The organism is Marinomonas sp. IMCC 4694, assembly GCF_008122525.1.
Classification (GTDB): domain Bacteria; phylum Pseudomonadota; class Gammaproteobacteria; order Pseudomonadales; family Marinomonadaceae; genus Marinomonas.
The window spans coordinates 1,060,803-1,086,336 of the sequence record NZ_VSRV01000001.1; the positions used below are offsets into that span (position 1 = coordinate 1,060,803).

Annotated in this window: 23 protein-coding genes; 18 read left to right on the plus strand and 5 right to left on the minus strand. The window is 47.1% G+C overall.

All coding sequences use genetic code 11. The features are described 5' to 3' along the window. The 6 genes from FXV75_RS04885 to FXV75_RS04910 are packed head-to-tail and all read left to right on the plus strand — an operon-like array spanning position 1 to position 5,479. Positions 1–1,185 (plus strand): cobalt-precorrin-5B (C(1))-methyltransferase, encoded by a 1,185-nt coding sequence (locus FXV75_RS04885; RefSeq protein ID WP_148831447.1) that lies wholly within the window; start codon positions 1–3, stop codon positions 1,183–1,185. Further along, positions 1,185–1,985: a precorrin-6A/cobalt-precorrin-6A reductase gene (locus FXV75_RS04890; RefSeq protein ID WP_148831448.1), complete on the plus strand. Its 801-nt coding sequence runs from the start codon at positions 1,185–1,187 to the stop codon at positions 1,983–1,985. Before FXV75_RS04885 ends, FXV75_RS04890 begins: the two co-directional genes overlap by 1 nt. After that, on the plus strand, positions 1,982–2,647 hold the full coding sequence (locus FXV75_RS04895; RefSeq protein ID WP_148831449.1) for a precorrin-8X methylmutase: 666 nt from the start codon (positions 1,982–1,984) through the stop codon (positions 2,645–2,647). Before FXV75_RS04890 ends, FXV75_RS04895 begins: the two co-directional genes overlap by 4 nt. Before the next feature lie 20 nt (positions 2,648–2,667). Then, positions 2,668–3,963, plus strand: coding sequence for a precorrin-6y C5,15-methyltransferase (decarboxylating) subunit CbiE (cbiE, locus tag FXV75_RS04900; protein WP_148831450.1), 1,296 nt, complete (start codon positions 2,668–2,670; stop codon positions 3,961–3,963). Continuing rightward, positions 3,960–4,700, plus strand: coding sequence for a precorrin-2 C(20)-methyltransferase (gene cobI, locus FXV75_RS04905; RefSeq protein WP_148831451.1), 741 nt, complete (start codon positions 3,960–3,962; stop codon positions 4,698–4,700). Before cbiE ends, cobI begins: the two co-directional genes overlap by 4 nt. Then, complete coding sequence (locus FXV75_RS04910; protein ID WP_148831452.1) at positions 4,697–5,479, plus strand: cobalt-precorrin 5A hydrolase; 783 nt, start codon at positions 4,697–4,699, stop codon at positions 5,477–5,479. The genes cobI and FXV75_RS04910 overlap by 4 nt, the downstream gene beginning before the upstream one ends. A gap of 28 nt (positions 5,480–5,507) precedes the next feature. Here FXV75_RS04910 and FXV75_RS04915 read toward each other — a convergent pair whose 3' ends face one another. Then, positions 5,508–6,689, minus strand: coding sequence for a murein transglycosylase domain-containing protein (locus FXV75_RS04915; RefSeq protein WP_148831453.1), 1,182 nt, complete (start codon positions 6,687–6,689; stop codon positions 5,508–5,510). Between the two features lie 49 nt (positions 6,690–6,738). Beyond that, positions 6,739–8,922, minus strand: a complete 2,184-nt coding sequence (locus tag FXV75_RS04920) for an OsmC domain/YcaO domain-containing protein (RefSeq protein WP_148831454.1) — start codon at positions 8,920–8,922, stop codon at positions 6,739–6,741. 266 nt (positions 8,923–9,188) lie between these two features. On the opposite strand from FXV75_RS04920, the gene FXV75_RS04925 reads away from it, so the two are divergent. The 3 genes from FXV75_RS04925 to FXV75_RS04935 all read left to right on the plus strand — a co-directional run bounded on the left by FXV75_RS04925 (position 9,189) and on the right by FXV75_RS04935 (position 11,825). Next, on the plus strand, positions 9,189–10,292 hold the full coding sequence (locus tag FXV75_RS04925; protein WP_148831455.1) for an amidohydrolase family protein: 1,104 nt from the start codon (positions 9,189–9,191) through the stop codon (positions 10,290–10,292). Then, entirely contained in the window at positions 10,289–10,579 is a 291-nt protein-coding gene (locus tag FXV75_RS04930) for a YkgJ family cysteine cluster protein (protein WP_148831456.1), read from the plus strand. Before FXV75_RS04925 ends, FXV75_RS04930 begins: the two co-directional genes overlap by 4 nt. A gap of 142 nt (positions 10,580–10,721) precedes the next feature. After that, positions 10,722–11,825 carry a transposase gene (locus FXV75_RS04935; protein WP_187424847.1) on the plus strand — a complete coding sequence of 368 codons (1,104 nt, stop codon included), beginning with the start codon at positions 10,722–10,724 and terminating at the stop codon, positions 11,823–11,825. Between the two features lie 302 nt (positions 11,826–12,127). Here FXV75_RS04935 and FXV75_RS04940 read toward each other — a convergent pair whose 3' ends face one another. After that, entirely contained in the window at positions 12,128–12,505 is a 378-nt protein-coding gene (locus FXV75_RS04940) for a VOC family protein (protein ID WP_148831457.1), read from the minus strand. Between the two features lie 117 nt (positions 12,506–12,622). Between FXV75_RS04940 and FXV75_RS04945 the strand changes: the two genes are divergently transcribed. Next, entirely contained in the window at positions 12,623–12,961 is a 339-nt protein-coding gene (locus FXV75_RS04945) for a thioredoxin family protein (protein WP_148831458.1), read from the plus strand. Here FXV75_RS04945 and FXV75_RS04950 read toward each other — a convergent pair. Next, positions 12,951–13,211: a hypothetical protein gene (locus FXV75_RS04950; protein ID WP_148831459.1), complete on the minus strand. Its 261-nt coding sequence runs from the start codon at positions 13,209–13,211 to the stop codon at positions 12,951–12,953. The two genes, FXV75_RS04945 and FXV75_RS04950, sit on opposite strands and share 11 nt — an antisense overlap. Before the next feature lie 207 nt (positions 13,212–13,418). Here FXV75_RS04950 and FXV75_RS04955 point away from each other — a divergent pair, with 207 nt between their 5' ends. From FXV75_RS04955 to FXV75_RS04965, 3 genes are all read left to right on the plus strand, one after another. Further along, positions 13,419–14,696, plus strand: coding sequence for a hemolysin family protein (locus FXV75_RS04955; protein ID WP_148831460.1), 1,278 nt, complete (start codon positions 13,419–13,421; stop codon positions 14,694–14,696). Between the two features lie 126 nt (positions 14,697–14,822). Then, positions 14,823–16,406, plus strand: a complete 1,584-nt coding sequence (locus FXV75_RS04960) for an ABC-F family ATPase (RefSeq protein WP_148831461.1) — start codon at positions 14,823–14,825, stop codon at positions 16,404–16,406. Between the two features lie 107 nt (positions 16,407–16,513). Continuing rightward, positions 16,514–16,939 (plus strand): MmcQ/YjbR family DNA-binding protein, encoded by a 426-nt coding sequence (locus tag FXV75_RS04965; RefSeq protein ID WP_316247087.1) that lies wholly within the window; start codon positions 16,514–16,516, stop codon positions 16,937–16,939. 79 nt (positions 16,940–17,018) lie between these two features. On the opposite strand, the gene FXV75_RS04970 is transcribed toward FXV75_RS04965, so the two are convergent. Continuing rightward, positions 17,019–18,656, minus strand: coding sequence for a methyl-accepting chemotaxis protein (locus FXV75_RS04970; RefSeq protein WP_148831462.1), 1,638 nt, complete (start codon positions 18,654–18,656; stop codon positions 17,019–17,021). 334 nt (positions 18,657–18,990) lie between these two features. On the opposite strand from FXV75_RS04970, the gene FXV75_RS04975 reads away from it, so the two are divergent. The 5 genes from FXV75_RS04975 to FXV75_RS04995 all read left to right on the plus strand — a co-directional run bounded on the left by FXV75_RS04975 (position 18,991) and on the right by FXV75_RS04995 (position 25,500). Continuing rightward, positions 18,991–20,898 (plus strand): PhoX family protein, encoded by a 1,908-nt coding sequence (locus FXV75_RS04975; RefSeq protein WP_148831463.1) that lies wholly within the window; start codon positions 18,991–18,993, stop codon positions 20,896–20,898. Between the two features lie 299 nt (positions 20,899–21,197). Continuing rightward, positions 21,198–23,618: a putative bifunctional diguanylate cyclase/phosphodiesterase gene (locus FXV75_RS04980; RefSeq protein ID WP_148831464.1), complete on the plus strand. Its 2,421-nt coding sequence runs from the start codon at positions 21,198–21,200 to the stop codon at positions 23,616–23,618. Between the two features lie 108 nt (positions 23,619–23,726). Beyond that, positions 23,727–24,140 carry a VOC family protein gene (locus FXV75_RS04985; protein ID WP_148831465.1) on the plus strand — a complete coding sequence of 138 codons (414 nt, stop codon included), beginning with the start codon at positions 23,727–23,729 and terminating at the stop codon, positions 24,138–24,140. A 17-nt stretch (positions 24,141–24,157) separates the two neighbouring features. Continuing rightward, entirely contained in the window at positions 24,158–25,096 is a 939-nt protein-coding gene (locus tag FXV75_RS04990; protein ID WP_187424848.1) for a 2-hydroxyacid dehydrogenase, read from the plus strand. Positions 25,097–25,137: 41 nt separating this feature from the next. Next, entirely contained in the window at positions 25,138–25,500 is a 363-nt protein-coding gene (locus FXV75_RS04995; protein WP_148831466.1) for a 5-carboxymethyl-2-hydroxymuconate Delta-isomerase, read from the plus strand. Positions 25,501–25,534: the final 34 nt, after the last annotated feature.

Genomic DNA, 25,534 nt, shown 5'->3' on the forward strand with positions numbered 1-25,534 from the left:
ATGTGGCCTGAAAGTGCAGAAACGCCCGCCCCATTACGCAGTGGTTTAACCACAGGCACCTGCGCAACGGCCTGTTGCGTGGCGGCGGCACAGGCGCTCTTTGCTGATCAACAAATGGCCACGGTGAGCGTGACCTTACCAAAGGGCAAAACCGTCGAATTGCCTATTATCTTGTATCAAGCAATCGATCATCTAAAGTTTGACGGTCCACAGCTTAAAAAAGCCATAAGAACCGCGACGATTAAAGACGCCGGCGATGACCCCGACGCCACTCACGGCGCAACGGTGTTTGTTGAACTTCGTCTGGCGGCAGAAAAAGGCGTGCGTTTTCATGCGGCAGAAGGGGTAGGCACCGTGACGCGCACCGGTTTATTACTAGACGTTGGTGAACCGGCAATTAATCCCGTACCGCGCAGAATGATGACTGAACACTTAGAAGGTTTCGCTGCCACCTACGGTTATCAAGGTGGCTTTGAGGTGTCGGTGGGCGTGGTGAATGGCGAACAGATCGCACAAAAAACCATGAACCCACGCCTTGGCATTGTGGGTGGTTTGTCGATTTTAGGCACCACGGGCATAGTGCGACCGTTTTCGTGTGCGGCGTATATTGCTTCGATTCATCAGGGTATTGATGTGGCGCGATCAAATAAACTCACGCATTTGGCCGCCACCACAGGCAACGCCAGTGAAGACGCCATCAAGCACCATTATCAGCTCGATGACATGGCGCTGATTGAAATGGGCGACTTTGTTGGTGCTGTGTTGAAGCACATTCGAAAAGTTGAACAGGCCCATTCGATACAGCTTCAGACGCTCAGTCTCTGCGGCGGCTTCGGGAAAATCAGCAAGCTCGCTCAACATCATATGGATCTAAACAGCCGAGTATCGAGTATTGATCTGGGGGCGTTGGCCGAATTGGCCGCCAGCTTAGGCGCGAGCGATGAACTGCAAGCTCGCATGACCAACGCCAACACCAGCGTGGAAGCGCTTGCTTTTGCTATAGAAGAAGCCATACCGCTGGCCAATGCCGTGTGTCAGCAAGCTTGCGACTTTGCACGGCGATACATTCCAGCGCACATGGCGTTAGAGGTGTGGGCGATTGATCGAAAAGGGCGTTTTGTGGGCTTTGCAAGCGACCGTCAGCCAAAAGACAGCGAATTAAAAAACGGTCAGGAGTCAGATTAATGAAAGTATTATTGCTCGGTGGCACCGCCGATGCGCGACGGCTGGCCGACGCTTTACACAAAGAAGGGCGACACCAAACCGGTTTGCAGGTCATTTATAGCCTGGCGGGTTTGGTTCGTATTCCCAAGGTGGACTGTCAGCTTGTGGTCGGTGGTTTTACGCAATTTGGTGGTTTAGCAACCTATTTGCGAGACAACGACATTGGCTCTGTCCTCGATGTAACGCACCCTTATGCCCAAACCATGAGCCAAAAAGCCGTCGATGCCGCTCGTGAAGTGGGTATTCCTTGTTGGCGTTTTCATCGTCCAGCATGGGAAAAAGAAGCGCAAGACAACTGGACAGAATATCAAACCGATGAAGATGTCTTAGCACAGTTTTCCCATTACCGAGTGCCGTTACTAAGTGCAGGTCAAATGAGTGAAGACTTACTGACGACGATGACACAATTACCAAACATCGAGCACATGGTATGGCGTACCGCCGTAGAGCCTACGTTTTCCCTGCCTGACAAAATCCATTGGATAAAAGCCATTGGGCCGTTTTTCTTAGACGATGAGCGCCAATTGTTAATGGAACAAGGCATTGATGTGATCGTCAGTAAAAACAGCGGTGGTAAAGCCACGTACGCCAAATTAGAAGCCGCCCGAGCCTTGTCGATTCCTGTATTGTTACAGCGTCGCCCGGTATTGCCAGTGGCGGATCGAGAATTCAGCGACCTAGAAACCTGCCTGCAAGCCTGTTTAGCGGCTTGGGGCTCGGCCTCTCTTCGTCAACGCCAACAAAAAGACAGCCAACAATGATAAAAACAGACATAACCACCCGCCATTATCAATATGAAAACAATCCCCAAGCGATCGAGCAAGACAGCTTTCGTCAAATTCGCGCTTTAACCGATTTGTCGGCGTGGAGCCAAGATCAGCAGCAAGTGGTCATGCGCATTGTCCACAGTCTCGGCTTGCCCGATGTGGCCGCTCAAGTGCGCTTTAGCGCCCATGCGACTCAAGCGGGTCGCGAGGCGCTTGCCAATAATGGCGCGATTTTGTGCGACGTGGAAATGGTGAAACAAGGCGTGACCAAACGCATGATCACGAAAGAGCCTTTGTGTTTTTTGAACGACCCGCGCACAGCGAATTTTGCGAAGCAACAGGGCGAGACGCGCTCTATGGCGGCACTGAATTTGTGGCAAAACGATCTCGCGGGCAGCGTGGTGTTGATCGGTAATGCTCCGACCGCTTTATTTCGGCTGTTGGAAATGATCGAACAGGGCGCACCCAAGCCAGCGTTGATTATCGGCATGCCGGTTGGTTTTGTGGGCGCGGCCGAATCGAAAGACGCCCTGTGGCAGGCCCATGAAAAGTTAGAGGTTGAGTGCATCACCTTACTTGGGCGCATGGGCGGCAGCGCCGTCACGTCGGCCAGTTGCAACGCCTTATTGCGCTGTAATCTGGGTGAATATTATTAATGATTCTCGAGGATGAAAGGATGAAAATTCATGTCATCGGCCTTGGTGTCAATGAACACGCCAACCTAGAGACAGGCGCACAGGCGGTGTTGGCCCGTTTGTCCGCTCAAGACATAGTACTGGGTGCGCCTCGCCAACATGAAACCCTGGTGGCGTATGAACATCAGGCACAACGCTGTGATTTGCCTAAGCTGAGTGAGTTGGACAACCATTTTGCTCAGTGGCATCAAGAAGGTGTTCGACAGGTTGTGGTGTTGGCGTCGGGCGACCCTTTGTTTTATGGCATTGGTGCTTGGCTGGTGCGCACCTTTTCGGCAGAGAATCTGTGCTTTTATCCCAATGTCTCCAGCGTGCAAGTAGCGTGTCATCGTTTAGGGTTGTCCTTGCAAGACGTGCAAGTGGTGAGTTTGCATGGTCGTCCATTGGCGACGTTGCGCCGGTATTTGCAATCCAATAAAACGCTGGTGCTACTGACCGACCAGCACAGCCAGCCCCATCATATTGCACAAGAATGCGCGCAAGCAGGCTTGGATGAAAGTGAATTGTCGGTGTGCGAAGCCTTGGGTTATGAGCAAGAGAAAGTACGCTCTTTTGCAGTTAAATCCTTGCTTGATGAGAAATTCGTCTTTGATCCACTTAATGTGGTGGTGGTGAAAACCAGCGCCCAGAAGTCACGTTATCCCAGCTCAGTGGGCATTCCCGATGCGGCTTTTGTGACCGACAAGGGCGAAGGAAAGGGCATGATCACCAAGCGCGAAGTACGCTTAGCGATTTTGTCGTACATGACTATCGAGCAAGGTGATACGGTGTGGGACATTGGCGCGGGCTGTGGTGGCGTGAGTGTAGAGTTCGCTTATTGGCATCCGCGTAGCCAAGTTATCGCTATCGAACATCACCCCGAACGCTTAGCCTGTTTGGCGGCGAACCAAGATCGTTTTGGCGTTATGCAGAATTTATCGATCGTGTCAGGTCGAGCGCCAGAGGTCTTTGCCGATGTACTTGCCAATCAACAGTATCGTCCTAATAAGGTTTTTATCGGTGGCAGCGACGGTGAACTGGCGCAGCTAATGGCACAAGTCTGGGCGCTATTGCCTCTTGGCGGCAGCTTAATGGTCAGCGCGGTGACCGAAGACACCAAATATCAGGTGATGCAATTTGCGCAAACACGCGAAAACGCCCAAGACACCGAGGAACAAAGCCTGCAAGTGGCCGTTGCCAAAGGTGAGCGATTGGCGGGACAGCGAGTATTCCGCCCTAATTTACCCGTTACACTTCATCATTTTATCAAGACAAATCATAAGGAAAGCGCGCAATGAGTGCCTCTGTGACAGGACAAAAAACAGGTCGATTCATTGGCGTGGGCGTTGGCCCCGGTGATCCGGAATTGATCACCTTAAAAGCCTTGCGCCTGATTCAAAGGGCGTCTGTGGTGAGCTATCTCGCCAACGCGGAAGGCGGCTCTCAAGCGAAAACCATTGCCGTGGAAGCTTTCGATGGTGTCACCCACGAGCAAACGCATATCGCTATCGTGATGCCCATGTCGACCGATCGCTCCCAAGCGAACGAGGCCTATGATGGTGGCGCCAAGGCCATTGCCGCCGAGTTGGATAAAGGGCGTGATGTGGTGTTTTTATGCGAAGGCGATCCGCTGTTTTTCGGCTCGTTTGCCTATTTATTAGAGCGCTTGGAAGGCCGTTTTGAATGCCAAGTGGTGCCGGGTGTGTCGTCTATTAATGCCGCGTCGTCCGCATTGAATCATCCGCTCACGGTACTGAAAGAATCTTTTGCGGTGGTCAGTGGTCGTCATTCTGCAGCGCAAATTGATACGGCATTAGGGCAACATGATAGCGTGGTGATTATGAAAGCAGGCCGCGCGCGACCGCGTATTCTCGCCGCGCTGCGTAAAACCAACCGCCTGCAAGACGCCAAATACTTAGAATACATTGGCCGCGACAACGAGCGCATTGTGCGTGATGTCACCACCTTGGAAGACAAAGCAGGGCCGTACTTTTCTTTGTTCGTGGTGACGAAAAGTGAGCGAGGCACACGGTGATACGTATTATTGCCTTGACGCCTGCGGGACATCAACTTGCTCAACGCCTAGAAGCAGACTATTGCTACCCTAACGGGCTAGAAGTCAAAGTAGATTACAAGCCAAAGCCGTTTGCCGAATCAGTGCAAGCGGCGTTTCAGCGTGGCGAGCGTTTAGTGTTTATTTGTGCCACTGGCATCGTAATGCGCACATTGGCGCCGGTGATTGCCAGCAAATATCAAGACCCGCCTGTTTTGGTTTTAGATGAAGAAGGGAAGTTTGTGATTCCGCTGTTATCCGGCCATGAAGGCGGCGCGAATGAGTGGGGCGCGCAAGTGGCGAATCGCCTTGGCGCACAACTGGTCATGACCACGGCCAAGCCTTACCTGAATCCTGTTTACACCTTAGGAATGGGTTGCGAGCGGGATTGCCCTTTAGACTTTTTAGAAACCCTCATGCTTGATGCGTTAGCGCAGAAAAACCTCACCCCAGCCGACATTCAGACGCTCAATAGCATCGACATCAAGGCCGATGAAACCCACTTAATCGCCTTAGCGAAAAAATACAACTGGCCCTTTAATACTTATAGCGCAGAAGAACTCGCACCAATGGAACCGCTGCTCAGCACGCGATCTGACTATGTTTATAAGACAGTTGGCGTCTATGGTGTTGCCGAATCCGCCGCGCTGTTAGCCGCTCACAAAGCGGTTAGCGAAACAAACGGCACAGAACCCGAATTGATACTAAACAAAATTAAAAATGCCAAAGCAACCTGTGCTTTGGCGAGAGGTTTCGGATAAGTATCGCAAGTGAAGATGTGTGGTCTTGCTATTCATAGTTCTTTTTCGCTTTGGTGACTTTTTCTAAATAATATTGTGATTCCGCTCTTGGGTGGTCGTAGCGCAGTTTTCGGTAGACTTCGCTGGTGGAGGTTTTGTTCAGTTTGGTCATGGCGGTGGTGCGGTTGCTGTCAAAGGTTTTGAGTACGTTGCCAGTGCCGCCATTGTAGGCGGAGATCATTGAATATTCTTGGCTTACTTCGTCGGTTACTTTGGCAAGGTAACGCGTTTGAAGTAGGTATAAGTAGGCGCTGCCGATGTCGATATTGTGTTCTGGTGAAAAGAGCACTTCTTTGGTGGGTTGGCCGGTTTTTTTCTTCACTAAATTGTACACATCTTTGCCGGCGGTGGCGGGCACGACTTGCATTAATCCGTAGGCGTTAGCAGGGCTGACAGCATAGGGGTTGAACGAACTTTCCGTTTCTATGATGCCGTAAATTAGGGCGGGCGACAGATTATAGCGATTGGCCGCTGCGATAACCAAGTCGCTGTATTTTTCTTGGCGTAGGTGCTGATGTTGCTCGACCAGATCAAAATCAACGGAGTAAATGTTTTTGCCGTTTTCTTGACGGGTGCTGAGTCTATTTGCGACAAGATACTCTGCGTAGCGCTCGGCGCGCCAGCGGTATTTGACCAGTTTACCATCGTGATCCATGACTTGTGGATACAAGAAAGGCACGCCATCAATGTCGGGTGCTGAGCTGGAAAAAATGTCGGTTTTGGTTGGGTCAGATGTCGTCAGCAACGTGGTGGTCACGGCCTCTTTGAGAGCGTCTCTTGATCCGCTGGTGGTGAGTGTTTCCACACGTACCTTACCGGCGTCAAAATCTACGATGGTTCTGGCTTGGTAATCGTTGGTGTATTTTACATACTGTCTTTTTGCCGGCAATTTTGCGTCATTTTTTCCCCAACGTTGGTTCACTTCCTCACCGAGATTTCGGTAAAGCGTGCGTATCATCTCGATGTCTGCATTGATAAAGCTTTTCGTGATTTTTGCCTGTTTAGTGATGGCTTTAAGGTCTTCTACGCTGTCTGCGGTTTGGACTTGTTCGGTCAACTTATTGACCGATTCGACGGAATCAAACGACAATAAAGACTGGCAACCCGTTAAGGTCAATAGTAGAAAGCTCGCTGTTAAAGCTGACCTTGTTCGGGCTTTTTTTCTTAACATAGTCGGGTTACCTGTCTTTATTCGTTCGCGTGATCATGGTTCAGCGTTTTTAGCTCATGGATGCTTTTCGGGCTTGATGCAGTTTTTTGTAGCTTTCGATTAAGCGCAAATGTGGTTCTATGCCTTCCAGTGCCATGCTGGTTTTGCTTAGGCCGTAAAAGCGAACGGTGCCATCGACGGAGCCCACCACGTTGTCCATGACTTGGTCGCCAAACATGCGTCGGAAGTTCTGAATGAAATCATCCAGTTCCAGTTCGTCGTCCAGCGTGACCTCTAACACCGCGCTCATGGCTTGATAAAACAGGCCGCGTTCGACGGTGTTGTCGTTGAATTGCAAAAATTCACCGACCAGTTCCATGGCGTCTTCATGAGCGCCCAACGCCAGATAGCTGAGAATTTTCAGCTCCATAATCGTGAGTTGACCCCAGACGGTGTTTTCATCGAAAACGATGCCAATCAGCGTTGGGATATCGGTGTAGTTGTCCAGCTGGCTTTCTTCAAGTCGGTTGACCAAGTCGGTCAGCTGATCGTCGTCTAGGATATGAAGGTTGAGAATGTCTTCACGGTAGTCCAGCGCCTTGTTGGTGTTGTCCCACACAAGGTCTTCTACTGGATAGACTTCGGAATAATCTGGCACCAGAATACGACACGCCGATGCGCCCAGCTCGGTAAATTCGGCCACGTACACTTCTTTGCCCAGTTCTTCGAGAATGCCAAACAGCGCGGCGGCTTCTTCTTCGTTACTGCCAGAAAAGTCCCATTCGCAGAATTCATAGTCGTGTTTGCTGCTGAAAAAACGCCACGAAATGACGCCTGTTGAATCGATAAAATGCTCGACGAAATTTTCTGGCTCACTTACCGCCATGCTGCTAAACGTCGGTTTGGGTACATCGTTTAGACCCTCAAAACTGCGGCCTTGCATGAGTTCCGTTAAGCTGCGCTCAAGCGCCACTTCAAGGCTTGGGTGCGCGCCAAAAGAGGCGAATACACCGCCGGTTTTTGGGTTCATCAAGGTGACGTTCATTACGGGGAATTGCCCGCCTAGGGAAGCGTCTTTCACGACGATCGGAAAGCCTTGGGCTTCGAGTTCTTGAATACCGGCGAGGATATTAGGGTATTTTTTCAGTACCGACATGGGGACATCGGGCAAGACAATTTCGTCCTCGATGATTTGGCGCTTGACGGCACGTTCGAAGATTTCCGACAAGCATTGTACGTGGGCTTCTTGCAAGTTATTGCCTGCGCTCATGCCGTTGCTAAGAAACAAGTTTTCGATCAAGTTCGACGGGAAATACACGGTTTCGCCATCGGAGTGACGCGTGTAGGGGATTGCACAAATACCGCGTTCGGTGTTGCCTGAGTTGGTGTCGATAAGGTGCGAGCCAAAGAGTTCCTCGTCTGGGTTGTAAATATCGAGGCAGTAATCGTCCAATACACCCGCTGGCAGCGCATCGTCGTCTTCTAAGGCAAACCATTTTTCGCTCGGGTAATGCACGAAGTCGCTGTTGGCAATCTCGGTGCCGAAAAATTGGTCATTGTAGAAAAAGTTGTTGTTTAAACGTTCGATAAATTCACCGAGGGCGGAACACAAGGCGCTTTCTTTGGTGGCGCCTTTGCCGTTGGTGAAACACATCGGTGAGGCCGCGTCGCGAATGTGCAGCGACCAGACGTTGGGGACGATGTTGCGCCAAGAGGAGATTTCGATCTTCATCCCAAGGTCCGCCAGCATGGCGGTCATGTTGGCGATGGTTTGTTCGACCGGTAAGTCTTTGCCCACAATAAAGGTGCTTGAATCGCCATCGGGTTGGCCCATGAGCATGGCATTGGCGTCAGCGTTTAAATTGGCGACAGCGTCGATTTTGAATTCAGGGCCGGTCTGCACGACTTTTTTGACGGTGCAGCGGTCGATAGAACGTAAAATGCCGGTGCGATCTTTTTCGGATAAGTCGTCAGGCAATTCGACTTGGATCTGAAAAATCTGATTGTAGCGGTCTTCAGGGTCGACAATATTATTTTGTGATAGGCGAATGTTGTCGGTGGAAATATCGCGTGATTTGCAATACACCTTGACGAAGTACGCCGCACACAACGCCGAAGACGCGAGAAAATAATCGAATGGACTGGGGGCTGAACCGTCGCCTTTGTAACGAATGGGCTGATCGGCGGTGACCGTAAAATCATCAAACTTGGCTTCCAGTCTGAGATTGTCGAGAAAATTAACATTGATTTCCATTGGATAGTCTTTCCACTAAATTAGCGATGGTGCGGCTCATGGCGTCGGGTGTGATAAAAGTCCATGAGTGAGTAAGTGAAATTATCGGTGATAGGAGAGAGTGAGTAAAATCAAATCGGCATTTCTTCACAGTTTTAAACAAAAAACACGGAGGATGACGGCCAAGCTTCGCTTGATTCGTTTTGTTAGGCTCGTTAATGTGTTTGGTTTTTTATCGCATCGTGTTTAATGATACTGTGCTCAAAATGTACGAGAGGATTTTTGTTATGCGTCGTTGTTTTTCTGTGGCTCTTTTGGCGCTGTTGTCTGTAAGTGGCTGCGCTTTTTCTGATGATGCGTCAGAGCATAGAACGCTGGCGTCTTTCAGCTCTGAATCGAATGGTGAGTCGGCTTGTTATGATCGAGAAAACGAGCCTTATACCGCGGTTGTGGATACTCACTTACATTATCGGCCCTTCGATGGCCGAGCGATTCCCTTTAACGAGATGAACGAGTATTTGTCCCGTACGACGGTTCGTTTTGCGAATGTGTACGGCATTGGGCAAATGTTGCCAGCGGAGTCTGCGTGTTCAAATTATTTAAAATGCCCAGGAACGCCAGTGTCGCCAACGACACGAAACGATTTTGTGAATGCGGCAAATTTGGTCGAGCACAAACCAGAAGGTTTGCATTTAACCTTATCGATGACGTTTACGGATTTATCGAATCCAGAGCCGACATTGGCGCTGATGGAATTTTACGACAAAGAATACTCGGGGTTGTTTCATTGGATGGGGGAAGTAAATTTAGTGAAGCAGGCGCAGTTTAACAATCGTCACAAAGCCGCGACGCCACAAAATATTTCTCAATGGTCGGCGTTTATGGCGGAGCTGCGTGCTCGAGATTATCCCATCACGATTCATTCTGATTTGGGCAATAATGCGTCACCTACCTTGTATTTACCCTTGATGGAAAATGCGCTGGCGTTGTACCCAGATAATAAAATCGTTTGGGCGCATATGGGCATGTCCCATGAGCTGACCAACATGGACGCGTCGCAGCATATTGCGATCATGTCGCGTTTATTAGAGCAGTACCCCAATTTGATGATCGATATTTCATGGCGGATTTTGGACGATTATTATTTTAGTAAATGGGGCAATCAGGATAAGTACGTGGCGTTTATGAATAGATATTCAGAGCGTATTTTACCAGGCTCAGATTTTGTGGCGTTTCGGGGCAATAATTTTAAGGTTTATCAGCAAGAGCTTAATGTGACCAGTCGTATTCATCAGTTTTTGAGTGACGATGCTTTTCGCAATATTGCTTTGGGGGAAAATTACTTTAAGCTACTGAATCTCGATTACCAAGCGCCGACAATATGCCCATGACCATTCCTTTAAAAGACGTTAGTTCAAAAGACGTTACCTGTTCCCATTGTCAGGCGTGTTGTTGTCGTATGGAAGTGATGATCATCACAGATACAGGGGTGCCAGATAGGCATATTTCGGTCGATGAATGGGGTGGCGAAACTATGTTGCGCCTTGATGATGGTTGGTGTTCGGCAGTAGACAGAGATACTTTTCGCTGCACGATTTATGACCATCGTCCGTGGATTTGTCGAGAGTTTGAAATGGGTTCAGATGAGTGTAAAGACGAATTTAACGTTATCAGGTAGCCATATTGGCGACCTGATAGAGGTAATTGCAAAACTGTCGATATAAGCCATATCTATTCGTGGAATAACGAAAAAAGAGAAGACGTGGGCTGCCGTTTCCGGCGACGATAGAGTTCTCACACAACATCGACATACCCACTTTATGAATGCTACGACGCCCCAACAAATAATGCAACGCTGGCAAATCGTTCAAGGCCAATTGATTCCTGCTTTACACCAAGAAATAGGCTTGTTGACCCCAAAACTTGAAAAACTGATTCATATCTTGGAATGGTCTCGCATCGAAGAGTTTGTGACACGTTTTTCGTATCGGACGGGGCGTCCTCCCCATGAACTCGCTTGGTTAGCCAACGCGTTTGTTGCCAAGGTAGTGCTTGGGCTTACCACCACGGTGCATCTAATAGAACGCCTAAACATGGACAAAGCATTACAGCGAATCTGTGGATTTCCGCTTCATAAGAAACTGCCCTCAGCCTCGACTTTTTCTCGTGCGTTCGAGACGTTTGCCAAAGATAAGTTGGCCGAACGTGCCCACGAGGTGCTGATCAAAATGCACTTTGGAGATCGTCTCATTGGGCATATCAGCCGAGACGGGACGGCGATTAAGGTGAGAGAACGTCCACAAAAGATCGACAAAGTGGACACGGATAAACCTAAGCTTAAAGGGCGGCCCCGCAAGGACAAAGATGAAAACCGCCCGATCAAATTCAATGTGGCACGGCAACGTACCCAATGCCTAGAAGAGATGCTTAAAGAGATCCCGGTTGATTGCCGTCGTGGCACAAAATGCAATGCTCAAGGCTATAAAAACAGCTGGAATGGCTACAAACTGCATCTAGACATTGCAGACTGTGGCGTCCCCATCTCCGCTTTGCTGTCCTCAGCCTCCATGCATGACAGCCGTGCCGCCATCCCTCTGTCTCACATCAGTGCGGCGAGGGTGACCAACCTTTATGATCTGATGGACGCCGCCTACTGCAGTATTGACCTGCATGAGCACAGTAGAGAGTTAGGGCATGTGCCCCTGATAGATCACAACCCCAGAGGGGGCGAGAAAGAAGGATTTGAACCCGCCGATACGGTGCGTTATCGGGAACGTTCGGGCGCAGAACGAGCCAATGGCCGACTCAAGGATGAGTTCGGAGGTCGACACATCTGGGTACGTGGTGAGGTAAAAGTCATGAGTCACCTGATGTTTGGCATTTTAGTACTGAGTGTCGATCAACTGCTTCGACTGCGGCAATAAATCGCAGAAAGATAAGTCATGTATCGAGGATATTGTGCTTCTGGGGTGGTCACAGAACGAGCCGCTATGATCAATAAAGAGAGAAAAGCGATGACGACCTAGTCAAAATAGAAAATGCATAGAAACACATGCTTAACTGAGTAAAAAAACAGCCTCTAAAAGGGCGATAAGTTATCCACAAATGGGTTGGCTATTAGTTTTGCAAGATGCTCGATAACCACTTAATTTAACCGTCACTTAATTTAACCGTCACTTGTTAGACCGTTATTGAATAGACCGTTAACGTTTAATAGTAAAGCGCGTTATATACGATGCAACACACACAGTTTATTGCCGGCAGGGTCGCGCAAATACGCTAAATACAATTGTGATTTGCCAAGATCTCGAATGCCGGGGGCGTCTTCGCAATGTGTGCCGCCATTTTCAAGTCCCGCTTTATACCAAGCTTCAACAACCTCTGCCGACGAGGCGGAAAAGCCAATAGTGCTACCGTTGCCGTGGGTCGCTACTTCACCATTGAGTGGCTTGGTGATCATAAATAAGCCTGAATCCGTTTGGTTAACGTATCGACCTTTGCGATCGATCATGCCTTTTCTGTAGCCTAATGTTTTAAATGTGGCATCGTAAAATACTTGAGACGCTTCTAGATCGTTGGTACCTAGCATGATATGACTAAACATAGTGACTTATCCTTACTCTGATCGAGCCTGTTGAAACGATTCGTTTTTATTAATAGTTAACGACCTGTTTATCGCATAGGTACCGTTGTTATTCAAACACAAAAAAGAGAGAAAATAATGCAAGCCATGACGATGGGGTTTAACTCTGAATACCATGAAACGGTTCCCAGTTTTGACGAGGTGGGCTGTTTAGCGGGTTCTGTATTGATTGAGTTCGGTGCGCCCTGGTGTGGTCATTGTCAGGCGGCGAGTCCGGCCATAAAAGCCGTCTTGTCTCAGTGTACGGAACAGGCGCACATTAGAGTATTGGATGGCAAAGGCAAACGCTTAGGTCGTCAGTTTGGGGTCAAACTTTGGCCAACCTTAATTTTGCTACAAGATGGAAAAGAAGTCGGGCGAGTGGTGCGTTGTACAACAGAGCAAGCAGTGCGAGATTTAATGGCACTTAGGCCATGATATCGATAAGGCTACCGAGGGTTTTGTCGTAAGAGCCCAATACTTTGGCATTGGCTTGCGCCTCGATCACGCTGCTGTTGGCGTCGAGTAAACCATTTCGTATATCCGAGTCGTTACTTTTTACTTCGGTAGCTTGATTAGATCTTGGCAACGACGCATTGGCCACTTGTTGGCTGGCCTGATCCAGCTTTTGCTGGCTGCGTTGCAAACCTTGCTGACTGTAGGTAAACGATGAATTGTTGATTTGCATAAAATGACCTTTTATCCCGACAGGCGGATGATACCACCTACATAAGCCGTTCGAATAGGGTCTATGTCGACGAGTCTACCTCGACGTTGTTCGTTCTGTTAAAAGTACAGAAAATAACCATTGTAACCGTTCGGCTACCTTCTATAATGCCGCTAGTTTTTCCCATTCTGTGTTTAGGTTCGTTTCCCCAAAATAAGTGGTATCAAAATGAGTGATGTTTTTAGTATTGGCTTGTTAATCATCGCCGGTGCTTTATTTGCCATGTCTGAAATAAGCATGGCCGCCGCCCGAAAAATCAAGCTGCGTGTGTTAGCCGATGAAGGCAATGTAAAAGCCATGGCGGTGTTAAAATTACAACAAAAGCCGGGGGCTTTTTTTGCGATGATCCAAATCGCACTCAATGCGATTGCGATTTTGGGCGGTATTATTGGTGAACAAACCCTGACGCCATACATTAAGCAAGTGGTCAGCCTTGCCTATTCTGGTCCTCTGTTGGATCAAATTAGCTTTGTGTTGTCGTTTTTGACACTGACGTCGTTGTTTATTTTATTTGCGGATTTGTTACCGAAGCGATTGGCAATCATTATGCCGGAAGCTGTGGCGATTCGTATGGTGACGCCCATGCTATGGGTGACATTTTTATTAACACCGGTGGTGTTTTTATTCAACGGCATTACCAATATGCTCTTGCGTATGTTTAATGTGCCGATTGAACGGGAAGAAACCGTTACGACGGAAGACATTGTCGCCATGATGGACGCGGGTGCAGAAGACGGCAGTTTGCAAAGCCAAGAGTATCAGCTCATAGGCAATGTGTTTGAATTAGAAACGCGCAACATCGCCAGCACCATGACACCACGGGATCAAATTATTTATTTTGATATTGACGACAGCAGTGAAGAGATCAGCCAGAAAATCATCGATCACCCTCATAATGACTTCTTGGTGTGCAACGGTAGCCTAGATAAAATCGAGGGCATTATCGAGTCGAAAGAAATTTTGCGTTTGGTGCTTAAAGGCGAAAAAGCGCAAATCAAACCTGAAAAAGTCGACAAAGACGTATTTTATTTGCCAGAAACGCTCACACTTTCTGAAGCATTGAACGCGTTTCGTGTCGCACCGCAGGCGTTTGCTGTTATCGTTAATGAATACGCGACCATTGTGGGCATCGTGACGGTGAAAGATTTGTTGGGTGGCTTTATGGGCGGCTTGTTAACGCCACACGACGAAGAGCAAATCGTTCAGCGTGATGAAAATTCTTGGCTAATTGAAGGGCTAACACCGATTAACGACGTATTGCGTCGCTTGGATATTGAGGAATTTCCAGATCGTACCCAGTATGAAACCTTAGGTGGCTTTATTATCTACAGCTTAAAGCGTTTGCCAAAGCGCACCGAGTTTTTTATCCATGAGGGGTATAAATTTGAAGTGTTGGATTTGGAAGGGGTTCGTGTTGAACAACTTTTGGTAACCAAATTAAAATAAGCCGAGGGTAATCCTCGACTTTTCGGCGGTAAATCACTATATTCGCCCCCCTTTGTGTTTATATTTTGTACGCTAACTAAGCGGCAAGTTTAAACGGCTTTCTTTTCTTTTTTTCAGGGCTTTCTTTTGATTTCCACGGCTAATATCACCATGCAATTTGGCGCAACGCCATTGTTTGAAAACATCTCTGCGAAATTTGGTAACGGTAACCGTTATGGCCTAATTGGCGCCAACGGCTGCGGTAAATCCACCTTCATGAAAATTTTGAGCGGTGCGTTGACACCGACGTCAGGCAATGTGTCGATCACACCAGGTGAGAAGGTAGGTACGTTAAGCCAAGACCAGTTCGCGTTTGAAGAATACTCCGTGGTTGATGCGGTGATCATGGGCGACGTAGCGCTGTGGAAAATCAAGCAAGAACGCGATGCGATTTACGCCAAACCAGACATGAGCGAAGAAGACGGCATGCGCGCGGGTGAATTAGAAGCCGAGTTTGCTGAAATGGACGGTTACAGCGCCGAGAGTCGCGCCGGTGATATTTTGCTGGAAGCGGGTATCGAAGAAGCCTTTCACTTTGGTTTAATGAGCCAAGTGGCCCCCGGTTGGAAATTGCGTGTGTTATTAGCGCAGGCCTTGTTTTCAAACCCAGATATTTTGCTGTTGGACGAGCCGACCAACAACCTGGACATTCATACCATTAACTGGTTAGCCGGTGTATTGAATCAACGTAAGTGCACCATGATCATTATTTCCCACGACCGTCACTTTTTGAATTCTGTGTGTACTCACATGGCGGACATTGATTTTGGCGAGCTGCGTATTTACCCGGGGAACTATGAGTATTTCATGGAAGCCTCTTCGCTGATCCGTGAACAACAATTGACAGAAAACGCGAAGAAAAGCGCGGAGATGGATGACCTTCAAGCGTTTGTTAACCGCTTTTCTGCCAACGCCTCGAAAGCCAAACAAGCCAGTTCTCGGGCAAAAAAATTAGAGAAAATCGAGCTGTCTGAAGTCAAACAATCCAGCCGTATGACGCCGTCTTTGAATTTTAAACAAGACAAAAAATTGCATCGCCACGCTTTGATTCTTGAAGACTTGGGTCATGGGTACGATGAACTCTTGTTTACCGGGGGCGATATTATTTTGGAAGCGGGTTCGCGTTTAGCGATCATCGGTGAAAATGGTGCCGGGAAAACCACTTTTTTACGTTGTTTAATGAAAGAATTAGACGCTAAACACGGTGAGATTAAATGGGCAGAAAACGCCGTGATCGGCTATTGCCCGCAAGACAGTACCGATGATTTTGATTGCGACTTAACCTTGTTTGATTGGATGTCAAAATGGCGTACAGCCAAGCATGACGATTTAAAAGTGCGTGCCATGCTGGGACGTTTGTTGTTTACCGCCGACGATTTTAATAAAAAAGTTCGCGTCTGTTCTGGTGGTGAAAAAAACCGTCTGTTGTTTGGTAAATTAATGATGGCCGACTTGAACGTACTGGTGATGGACGAGCCGACCAACCACATGGATATGGAAGCCATTGAAGCCTTGAACAACGCGCTAATGGACTTTGATGGCACCCTGATTTTCGTCAGCCATGACCGTGCGTTTGTGTCGTCGTTAGCCAACCGTGTGATTGAAATTAAAGGCAAGAAAGTGGTGGATTTCCAGGGCACTTACGACGAGTACCTTGCTCACCAAGGCTAGTGTCTTAGTCCAGTAGAAATGAAAAGTGCATCATCATTCAACCGCTGATAACCTAATGGTGTCAGCGGTTTTTTTATGTTTCTAAATAAAGAGTAAGGGGTGACGCATTGAACATTGACACATGGAACATTGACACATGGGAAATGGACGAATTAAAAATTAACGCTATTACCGCCTATTTATTGGCTAAACCCGAGGCAGAAGAGTGTTACCCGTTTGATGCGCAAACCGCCGTATTTAAAGTGCAAGGAAAAGTGTTTGCATTGTTGATCCATAAGCAGAAAATGCGTTTGTTGAACGTGAAGTGCGACCCCGAACAGGCCATTGAATTGCGAGATGTGTTTACTGATGTGATGCCTGCTTATCATATGAATAAGCGACATTGGAATTCCATTGTGCTATCCGGTTCATTGCCGATTGGTGAGGTTCAGCGTCAGGTTGATCATTCTTATGGTTTGGTGGTGAAAGGGTTAAAGCGATCGATCCGAGAAGGGCTAGAAGTACGCCATGGGTCGAGTGTTTTATATCGATGAAAACACAGAGGTAAGATAACCAACTGATTGGTCAGTTGGTTATTTTTGACTGTCTACTTGGGTTTCTGGTTAGCCTTTTTTACAACGTAAAAGTGGACATCACTTCTTGTGTTTCTTTGGTGGTTTTGGCCAAAGAAACGCTGGTTGCGTTATTTTGTTGTACTTGCACACTGGCTTGATTTGAAAGATCAGTGACCTGCTCGTTCAGATGATTCAATCTTTGTACCGCGTCGCTTTGCATGGTAACGCTGTTAATAACCGCGTTACTTGCTTTGCTTATTTCACTGACGGATACGGCGATTTCTTGCAGGTATTGTGTCGTCAGATTAATTTCAGTCGTCGTTTTTTGGGCCTGTTGATGGCTGTTGGTTATTTTGTTTTCGGCTTCTTTCGCGCCATGTTGCAAGGTGCTGATCATGGCTTGGATTTCGTCCGTCGACGCTTGCGTTCTGCTGGCCAATCCTCGAACCTCATCGGCTACCACAGCAAAGCCGCGACCTTGTTCGCCGGCTCTAGCGGCTTCTATGGCGGCGTTTAGTGCCAGTAGGTTAGTTTGTTCTGCAATCGCGCGAATGACGTCTAATACGGTGCCTATCGTCTGTGACTGCTCAGCTAAGTCGGTCACGGTTTTTAATCCCGCTTCTAAGTCGTAAGACAGTTTCTCAAGGGAGTTAACCGTTTGTTTAATGGACTCTTGGCCTACTTGCGTTTTGTCGACGGCTGTTTGTGCCGAGACAAGCGTAGATTGTGTGTTGTTATTCACATCGTTTTTCAATTCGTCCACTTCCATGATGGTGTCTGCCATCTGTGAAAACATGCCTTCACGCTGTTCGGTGAGGGCTTGCGTTTTGGACGCCACTGATTTGAGTTCTTGGCTTTTTTCTTCGACTTCTTGGTTAAGTGAGACCGCTTTGGTCAGCGTCTTCGACAGTCTTTTAACGAATGTATTGTAGTGAGCGGCAATCTCAGTGAGTTGATCTTTGCCGGACTCTGAAAGGCGGGTTTTCAGGTCGCCATCGCCCTCAGCCACATTTTTTAAGGCGGTTTGAATTTCGCCGATAGGCAGGAGAATGGAACGAACAATCAAAAATGAAATAAGCAGAGCGGTTAGGATAATGGCCGCGCAGATCACCCCCAATTTTACCGCTTCTTGCCTGAATTGCGTATCGACATCGTCTAAATAAATGCCTGAGCCGATAATCCAGCCCCATGGCTCGAAGCCTTGTACGTAAGAAATTTTATCAACGGGTTTTTCACTGCCTGGTTTTGGCCATAAATAATCGACGAAACCACCGCCTTGTTTTTTTACGACAGTCACAAATTCAGAAAAAAGCTTTTTGCCATTTTTGTCTTTCAGATCAGCAAGGGGTTTGCCATCTAGTGCGGGCGACACCGAGTGCATGATCATCACGGCGTTGTAATCGTTTATCCAAAAGTACTCGGATTCATCGTAACGCGTGTCTTTGATGGTTTGCATAGCGTAGCGTTGAGCTTGGGTCTTTGTTAATTCACCAGATTGTTCCAGTTTATAGAAGTGTGTGAAAACACCGGTGGCGGTTTCAACCACGTGTTTTGTTTGCGAGTATTTTTCATCGAGTAAAGATTGCTTATTTGCCGTTAGGGTGAGATAGACGACAAACAGCAACCCGAGTGAAAAGAAAGAAACGAGGCTGGTAAGCCGAAAATTGATTGGGATGTTGCGTAAGAAAGGTATCATTGTGTGGTCCTTATAAAGGTTTTTTCACTTTCATCGTGATTTAAAAGCGAGCGGGCACTGTTGGCTGCCTTGTTTTATTGACCGCTTCAAACGTGTGTGTCTGATGAATTTTGTCCTTCAAAAAGCGCACTTGTTTCATGTTTTATAGGTGATAACAGAGGGCTAAAACTAAGCCTTATCTTTTATGACCATAATGCCATTTTTCTGTCATCTCTATGTAATTTTTTGTCTGTAAATTGTTGCATAAGCTCCTTCAGTCGGAACTTTTATTTCTTAATCATCGCTTTGAATCGGTTATCCAATGCAACAGTGTATTTAATAATAGGGCAGTATTATGAAAATTGAACAACAGCACGGCTTAAGTTTCGATGAACTAGATGAGTTGGTTCGACCTGCTCCAGAAATAGTAGAGTTTGAAAAAGTGGCACTCAAAATGGTGTCCCGTCGCGGTTTCTTGGGTGGAGGCGCGTCCATCGGAGCAAGTGCATTTGTCATAGGTTCGACCACGCTGGCGGCGGGTAATGCTTTAGCCGCTGGCACGGGCCATTCTGAATCGCGTCTTGCGTTTAATATGGTGAAAGCCAATGCACTGGATACTATTACTGTACCAGAAGGCTACAAGTGGGAAGTCGTCGCGTCTTGGGGAGACCCATTGTTTAGCAATGCCCCTGCTTTTAATGCGGCGACAGGCGGTTCTGGTGCATCGCAAGAATTGGCGTTTGGGGATCATAACGATGGCATGGCATTTTTTACCCGAAATGGTAAGCAAGTGATGGCGATCAACAATGAGTACACCAACGAGAATACGCTTCACCCAGACCGTGCTGATGGCATGCCGACTACAGCCGATGATGTGCGCAAAAACAAAGCCGCACACGGTGTTTCTATCATTGAAGTAGACCAACGTGGTGGAAAATGGGGCATCGTACAAGATTCGCCTTTTAACCGTCGTATTACCGCCGATACCGAAATGGACATCACTGGTCCTGCTCGTGGCCACAAGTGGATGCAAACGTCAGACGATCCTAAGGGTTTGGTGGCAAAGGGTACTTGGAATAACTGTGGTAATGGTCAAACGCCATGGGGCACTTATCTGACTTGCGAAGAAAATTTCAACGGCTATTTCACCGCAAGCGACAAACATTACGTGATGCCAGACGCGTTCAAACGTTATGGACTTAGCACAGAGGGTCGTTATAACTGGGCGATGGCAGACAGTCGCTTTGATTTGGTTAAAGAACCGAATGAGCCAAACCGTTTCGGTTATGTGGTTGAAATCGATCCAATGGACCCAACTTCTCGTCCGAAAAAACGTACCGCTTTAGGTCGTTTTAAACATGAAAATGCTGAACTCACTATTGCTTCAAATGGCCATGTTGTTGTGTATTTAGGTGACGATGAACGCGGTGAGTTCTTATACCGTTTTGTGTCTAAACACAAATATTTAGCGGGTGGTAACAACCGCGATTTGCTTGAAGAAGGTACCTTGTACGTGGCGAAATTCCACGATAATAATCGTGGCGAGTGGTTAGCGTTAACGCCTAAAACGACGGGTATGACTGAGTCTGAAATCGCAATTCATACTCGCATGGCCGCGTCTAAAGTCGGAGCAACGACCATGGATCGTCCTGAGTGGGTTGCAGCGCATCCTCACAAGGCCGAAGTGTATTGTGCTTTGACGAACAATAAAAACCGTGGTGTGAAGCCAAATGCCGGTGGTGATTCGACGCCTGCATCCGGCCCGAACCCACGGGTAAAAAATAATTTTGGGCAAATCGTTCGTTGGATGCCAATGAGTGGCGACCATACCCATATTGAGTTCAAATGGGATTTGTTTGTTTTGGCGGGTAACCCAGCGGTGTATGACGATGCTTATGCTGGTTCCAGTAATGTGAATCAAGACAACATGTTCAATTCCCCAGATGGCCTACGATTTGATTCGAAGGGTTTGTTGTGGATTCAGACAGACGGTAACTATTCAAACGAGAAAGAATTTAAAGGCCAAGGTAACAATCAAATGTTGGTTGGGGATCCTGAAACCGGTGAAATTCGTCGCTTCTTGGTCGGTCCTAAAGAGTGTGAAATTACTGGCGCGACTTGGAATGCAGATCGCACTACTATGTTTATTGGTGTGCAGCATCCTGGCGAAAAAGGCGATTCTCATTGGCCTGATGGCGGTATGTCAGTGCCACGTTCGAGTGTCGTAGCCATTTCACGCAATGACGGCGCGGTAATAGGTTAGTTTTAGTTTATCAGAAAATGACAACCGCCCTAAATGTGTAGGGGGTTGTCATTTGCTTTTGCCTTTCTGCTTTGTTTAATCTTTGTTCGATATTGTTTCGCCTCTTCCTGATTTATTAGCACTTTGATTTATATCAGTGTTTTGATATAAGATATTTTTATACTTCCTTGTTTCATCCAGTAGAAAATGCCAGTCTTAAGTATTTGCAAAATAAGTGGCGATGTCTTACTAATAGACGAATGTAAACACGGCGGTTCAATCAAACTCGCATGAAATCATAAGGATGTAAATCATTAACGATGGATGTTGTATTTTCTAAATCATTACTATTCAAACAGGCGATTTTAACCCTAGCCTTAGCCATTGTATTAAGCGTAATCAGTAGCGTTATTCAGCTGGTGAATGCAATTCAGTACCAGAAAACACAGATCAATCAAAATTTTGAAGAGCTGCTTGCGATTGTCGATAAGCCATTATCGGAAGCCATGTTTCGGTTGGACATTGACTATGCCCAGCAGCAAATTGATAGCTTATTACTTAATGCGTCTATTGCGCACGTAGAAGTCCGAGATGACGCTGGTGTCCTGTTTGTTGAAGCAACCGCGGCCACATCGAACCATTTTGCGGTTAGCCATTCTTTAGTGAATTACTTTTTATCAGATTTACCCGATTATCAACGCCGATTACGGTTAGAAACGCCTGTTTTTGACGCTGGTACTGTTACCTTGTTGCCGGAAAAGCGGTTTTTATTAAACAAGATCTTCAAAGAACACCTGTCTATATTGACCTACAATTTATTTAAAGATGTGTTGTTAGCGTCACTTATTTGCCTGTTGTTTTATCTTTTGGTTACGCGCCCACTAAGACGCTTAACAGAGTCTTTGTCGACCGTAGATGTAAATGGCAATTTTCCCTTACCGTCGTCTTTTTACCGTCACCATCACTCTGACGAGTTGGGGGATCTACACACGACTTTTTCCCTCTTATGGAAAAAGTTAAACACGGCTCTGAGTGATTTGGAACGAAGCGACAACCACACCAAAGCCATGATAGAACATGCAGCAGATGGCATGCTTCTATTGGATCAAAATGACCGTGTTATCTTGGTGAATAGCGCCGCTGAGATTATGCTGAAAATCGAAGGTGTGGGGCTTCAGTCCAACGTGTTGGATGCCTTGTATACAGAGTCTTCTTGGGCTCAATTTACGGATGCATTAAATGGTTTAAAGTTGGATGAGCCGCTCACAGTGGAAGCAACTTACAAAGCAAAAGACATTGAGTTGTCGGTTGAAATCCGAATGGTCAAGTATCAGATACAGAGCAATATTGAAACGTTGCTGTTGATTCGTGATGTTTCTGAACGCAAGCAAACGCAAGCGCATATCCACCATCTGGCGTACTATGATTCGGTTACCACGCTGCCAAATCGTCAATACTTTGTAGATCAGGTTGGTAACGCTTTGCGCAACCAAAAAACCAAGACCTCCGGCTGTTATTCCGCTGTGATTTTTATGGATTTGGATCGGTTTAAAACCATCAACGATTCCTTGGGGCACGATGTTGGTGACCAGTTATTAGCTTGTGTGGCGACACAACTGTCTTTACTTATGGACGATAACGTGATTATTGCCAGAATGGGAGGGGATGAGTTTGCCTTCTTGTTTATTAATATCGCGGAGAATGCCGTCCAAGCCGAAAAACTATCCACGCAGTTTGCGAATCAACTCATGACTGCTTGCCAACAAGTTAAAAAAGTAGCGCGTCATGAGGTGCACATCACGGCGAGTTTAGGCGGGACTATTTTTGATGGCAAAGAGAGGTCTGTCGAGGCGATTTTGAAACAAGCCGATACGGCTTTGTATCGTGCAAAAGAGTCTGGTCGCAATACTTTCGCTTTGTATATGGATGACATGCAAGCGGTGTCTGATGCACGTCTTGAAATGGAAAAAGCACTGCATCACGCCACAGAAAACACGCTTTTTCAACTTTATTATCAACCGCAGACCAATGCCAACAATGAGCTTATCGGGGCTGAAGCACTGATCCGATGGAACGACCCGAAACGGGGGTTTATTTCTCCGGCTGAGTTTATTCCTGTGGCCGAAGAAATAGGACTGATTGTCGAAATAGGCCATTGGGTTTTAAACGAAGCCTTGTCACAAGTCGCAACGTGGTTACGAGAAGGGAAGTGGCGTCGCTCCTGGCGTATGTCGATTAATGTCAGCCCAATTCAATTTCAACAAGCGAGTTTTTTGCCGATGCTTACGGCTCAATTAGCAAAACATAAAGTCCCTGCCAGTTGCATCGACCTTGAAATTACAGAAAATATGTTGTTGAACGATTTAGCCACATCCTTAGAAAAAATGAACGACATCAAGGGGATGGGCATTCATCTCTCTATTGATGACTTTGGTACGGGGTACTCATCGCTTAAATACTTAAAATCTTTGCCGATTGACCGATTAAAAATAGACCAATCCTTCGTGCGTGATTTGTTAACCGATAAAAGCGACGAAGCGATAGTCCATGCTGTGATTGCCATGGCAAAAGCCTTGAATATTAGCGTTATTGCTGAAGGAGTAGAAACCTTCCTGCATTATGAACGATTGCGTGAAATTGGGTGTTATTATTACCAAGGTTATTACTTTGGTCATCCTCTTCCGTCTGATGATTTTACGGTCGCGTTTGTAGACAGCGTCCTCTCCCCTAAACTTTCTTGATATCCTATTATCCTATTATCGTGTTTTGATTTTTGTGCGACTATGTTGCCATGAAACGCGACGACGGAACACACACAGAGCTGATCAATCCGACACATAGGAGCACGTATGTCCACATTATTTCATTACGCTTTTCACGTAACGTCACTGGAGAAAACACGCCAGTTTTATACGCACGTACTCGGCTGTACGGAAGGGCGAAGCACAGAGACTTGGGTTGATTTTGATTTTTATGGCCATCAGTTATCATTGCATTTAGGCACGCCAAGCCCAACGACCAACACAGGTCGTGTAGGGGATTACCTTGTGCCAATGCCTCATTTTGGCCTGATATTACCGTTGGACGAATGGCAAGCCGTAGCGGCTAGATTAACTCACGCCAACGTGATGTTTGATCTTGCGCCTAGCGTACGTTTTGAAGGTTTGCCTGGCGAGCAATGGACTCTTTTTTTCAAAGATCCCAGCGGTAATGCGATTGAATTAAAAGGCTTTAAAGACCCCGCTCAGGTTTATGCACGATGATTTCTTTGGTGCCTTTTATGGTGATTCCTTTTGTAAGTCGCTTGGATTTGGACGCGCAACAAGCGTGGATTGATGTCTTATCAGCCGCCATGCCAGACGAGCATATCGTGCCCTTCGCGACGTTAACTCCAGAGCAAAAATCAGCTTGTCATTTGGCGATAGTGGCGGACCCTGAACCGAATGATTTACTGGCGTTACCTGCTTTGACCTGGGTACACAGTGTGTGGGCCGGTGTCGAACGTATGGTGCACGAATTGGTGTCACCAACGTTTTCTATTGTGCGTTTGGTTGATCCACAGCTTGCTGATACCATGTCGGAAGCCGTATTGGCTTGGACCCTTTTCTTGCATCGAGACATGCCTGCTTATGCCAAACAACAGGCGAATTATCGCTGGGAACAGCGGCCAATGGTGCAGGCAAAAGAGCGCCGTATTGGTGTTCTTGGGTTGGGCGAATTAGGAAAAGTCAGCGCGTTGAGATTGGCTCATAATGGGTTCTCAGTGGCCGGCTGGAGTCGTAATGAGAAACACATAGCGGGTATTACCTGTTTTGATGGTCATGAGGGGTTGGTGTCTTTATTACGACAGAGTGATATTTTGGTGTGTCTTTTACCTCTTACCTCAGAAACGAAAGGCTTATTGAGCCGTGAATCCTTGGCGTATTTGCCCGCAGGGGCTGGGTTGATTAATTTTGCCCGTGGTTTGATTATTGACGACAACGCTCTGCTTGAAAAGCTCGATCAAGGTGTTGTGTCCCACGCGGTATTAGATGTGTTTATGCAAGAGCCTTTACCAAAAAATCATCAATATTGGCAACACCACGCGGTCACCGTATTGCCGCATATTTCAGCCCCAACTCATTTGATAAGTGCCAGTCTTATTCTTGCGGATAACATAAAATATTATCGTATGACCGGTATTATTCCTTCTTGTGTTGATGTCTCGAGAGGCTACTGATAACGTCATTTTTTTCATAAATCCAAACGCAGGAGTCTGGTATGCCACATTGTATTATTGAGTACAGTCAAAATTTAGAGCAAGAAGTGCCGCCTGCCGATTTGCTCGAAGCAGTCAAAGAAGCATGTATGGCGTCTTCCTTATTTGCATTAGCCGATATTAAGTTGCGCAGTAATGCTTATAAAAGTTTCGTGACGGGTGGTCAAGAAGATGCCTTTGTGCATGTGACGATCAGAATGTTGTCTGGAAGAAGTACAGAGCAAAGACAGCAGTTGTCACATTTGATACTCGAAACCTTGACGCGTTTTTCCCTGAAAAATGTCAGCTTTTCTGCCGAAATCTGTGAAATGGAACGTGAGACTTACGCTAAAAAAGTCGTGCTGTCTTCATCGAATTTGTCCTAAAAAGAAGCGGGTCATTAGCATCCATAGAGTGTGA

Excerpts from the sequence above, each read along its gene's own strand:
- FXV75_RS04995 (WP_148831466.1), top strand. The coding sequence starts at position 25,138 with ATGCCACATTGTATTATTGAGTACAGTCAAAATTTAGAGCAAGAAGTG.
- FXV75_RS04990 (WP_187424848.1), top strand. The coding sequence starts at position 24,158 with ATGGTGATTCCTTTTGTAAGTCGCTTGGATTTGGACGCGCAACAAGCG.
- FXV75_RS04940 (WP_148831457.1), bottom strand. The coding sequence starts at position 12,505 with ATGTTTAGTCATATCATGCTAGGTACCAACGATCTAGAAGCGTCTCAA.
- FXV75_RS04975 (WP_148831463.1), top strand. The coding sequence starts at position 18,991 with ATGAAAATTGAACAACAGCACGGCTTAAGTTTCGATGAACTAGATGAG.
- FXV75_RS04885 (WP_148831447.1), top strand. The coding sequence starts at position 1 with ATGTGGCCTGAAAGTGCAGAAACGCCCGCCCCATTACGCAGTGGTTTA.
- cbiE (WP_148831450.1), top strand. The coding sequence starts at position 2,668 with ATGAAAATTCATGTCATCGGCCTTGGTGTCAATGAACACGCCAACCTA.
- cobI (WP_148831451.1), top strand. The coding sequence starts at position 3,960 with ATGAGTGCCTCTGTGACAGGACAAAAAACAGGTCGATTCATTGGCGTG.
- FXV75_RS04950 (WP_148831459.1), bottom strand. The coding sequence starts at position 13,211 with ATGCAAATCAACAATTCATCGTTTACCTACAGTCAGCAAGGTTTGCAA.
- FXV75_RS04945 (WP_148831458.1), top strand. The coding sequence starts at position 12,623 with ATGCAAGCCATGACGATGGGGTTTAACTCTGAATACCATGAAACGGTT.
- FXV75_RS04955 (WP_148831460.1), top strand. The coding sequence starts at position 13,419 with ATGAGTGATGTTTTTAGTATTGGCTTGTTAATCATCGCCGGTGCTTTA.
- FXV75_RS04915 (WP_148831453.1), bottom strand. The coding sequence starts at position 6,689 with ATGTTAAGAAAAAAAGCCCGAACAAGGTCAGCTTTAACAGCGAGCTTT.
- FXV75_RS04935 (WP_187424847.1), top strand. The coding sequence starts at position 10,722 with ATGAATGCTACGACGCCCCAACAAATAATGCAACGCTGGCAAATCGTT.
- FXV75_RS04980 (WP_148831464.1), top strand. The coding sequence starts at position 21,198 with ATGGATGTTGTATTTTCTAAATCATTACTATTCAAACAGGCGATTTTA.
- FXV75_RS04930 (WP_148831456.1), top strand. The coding sequence starts at position 10,289 with ATGACCATTCCTTTAAAAGACGTTAGTTCAAAAGACGTTACCTGTTCC.
- FXV75_RS04920 (WP_148831454.1), bottom strand. The coding sequence starts at position 8,922 with ATGGAAATCAATGTTAATTTTCTCGACAATCTCAGACTGGAAGCCAAG.
- FXV75_RS04970 (WP_148831462.1), bottom strand. The coding sequence starts at position 18,656 with ATGATACCTTTCTTACGCAACATCCCAATCAATTTTCGGCTTACCAGC.
- FXV75_RS04895 (WP_148831449.1), top strand. The coding sequence starts at position 1,982 with ATGATAAAAACAGACATAACCACCCGCCATTATCAATATGAAAACAAT.
- FXV75_RS04890 (WP_148831448.1), top strand. The coding sequence starts at position 1,185 with ATGAAAGTATTATTGCTCGGTGGCACCGCCGATGCGCGACGGCTGGCC.
- FXV75_RS04985 (WP_148831465.1), top strand. The coding sequence starts at position 23,727 with ATGTCCACATTATTTCATTACGCTTTTCACGTAACGTCACTGGAGAAA.
- FXV75_RS04925 (WP_148831455.1), top strand. The coding sequence starts at position 9,189 with ATGCGTCGTTGTTTTTCTGTGGCTCTTTTGGCGCTGTTGTCTGTAAGT.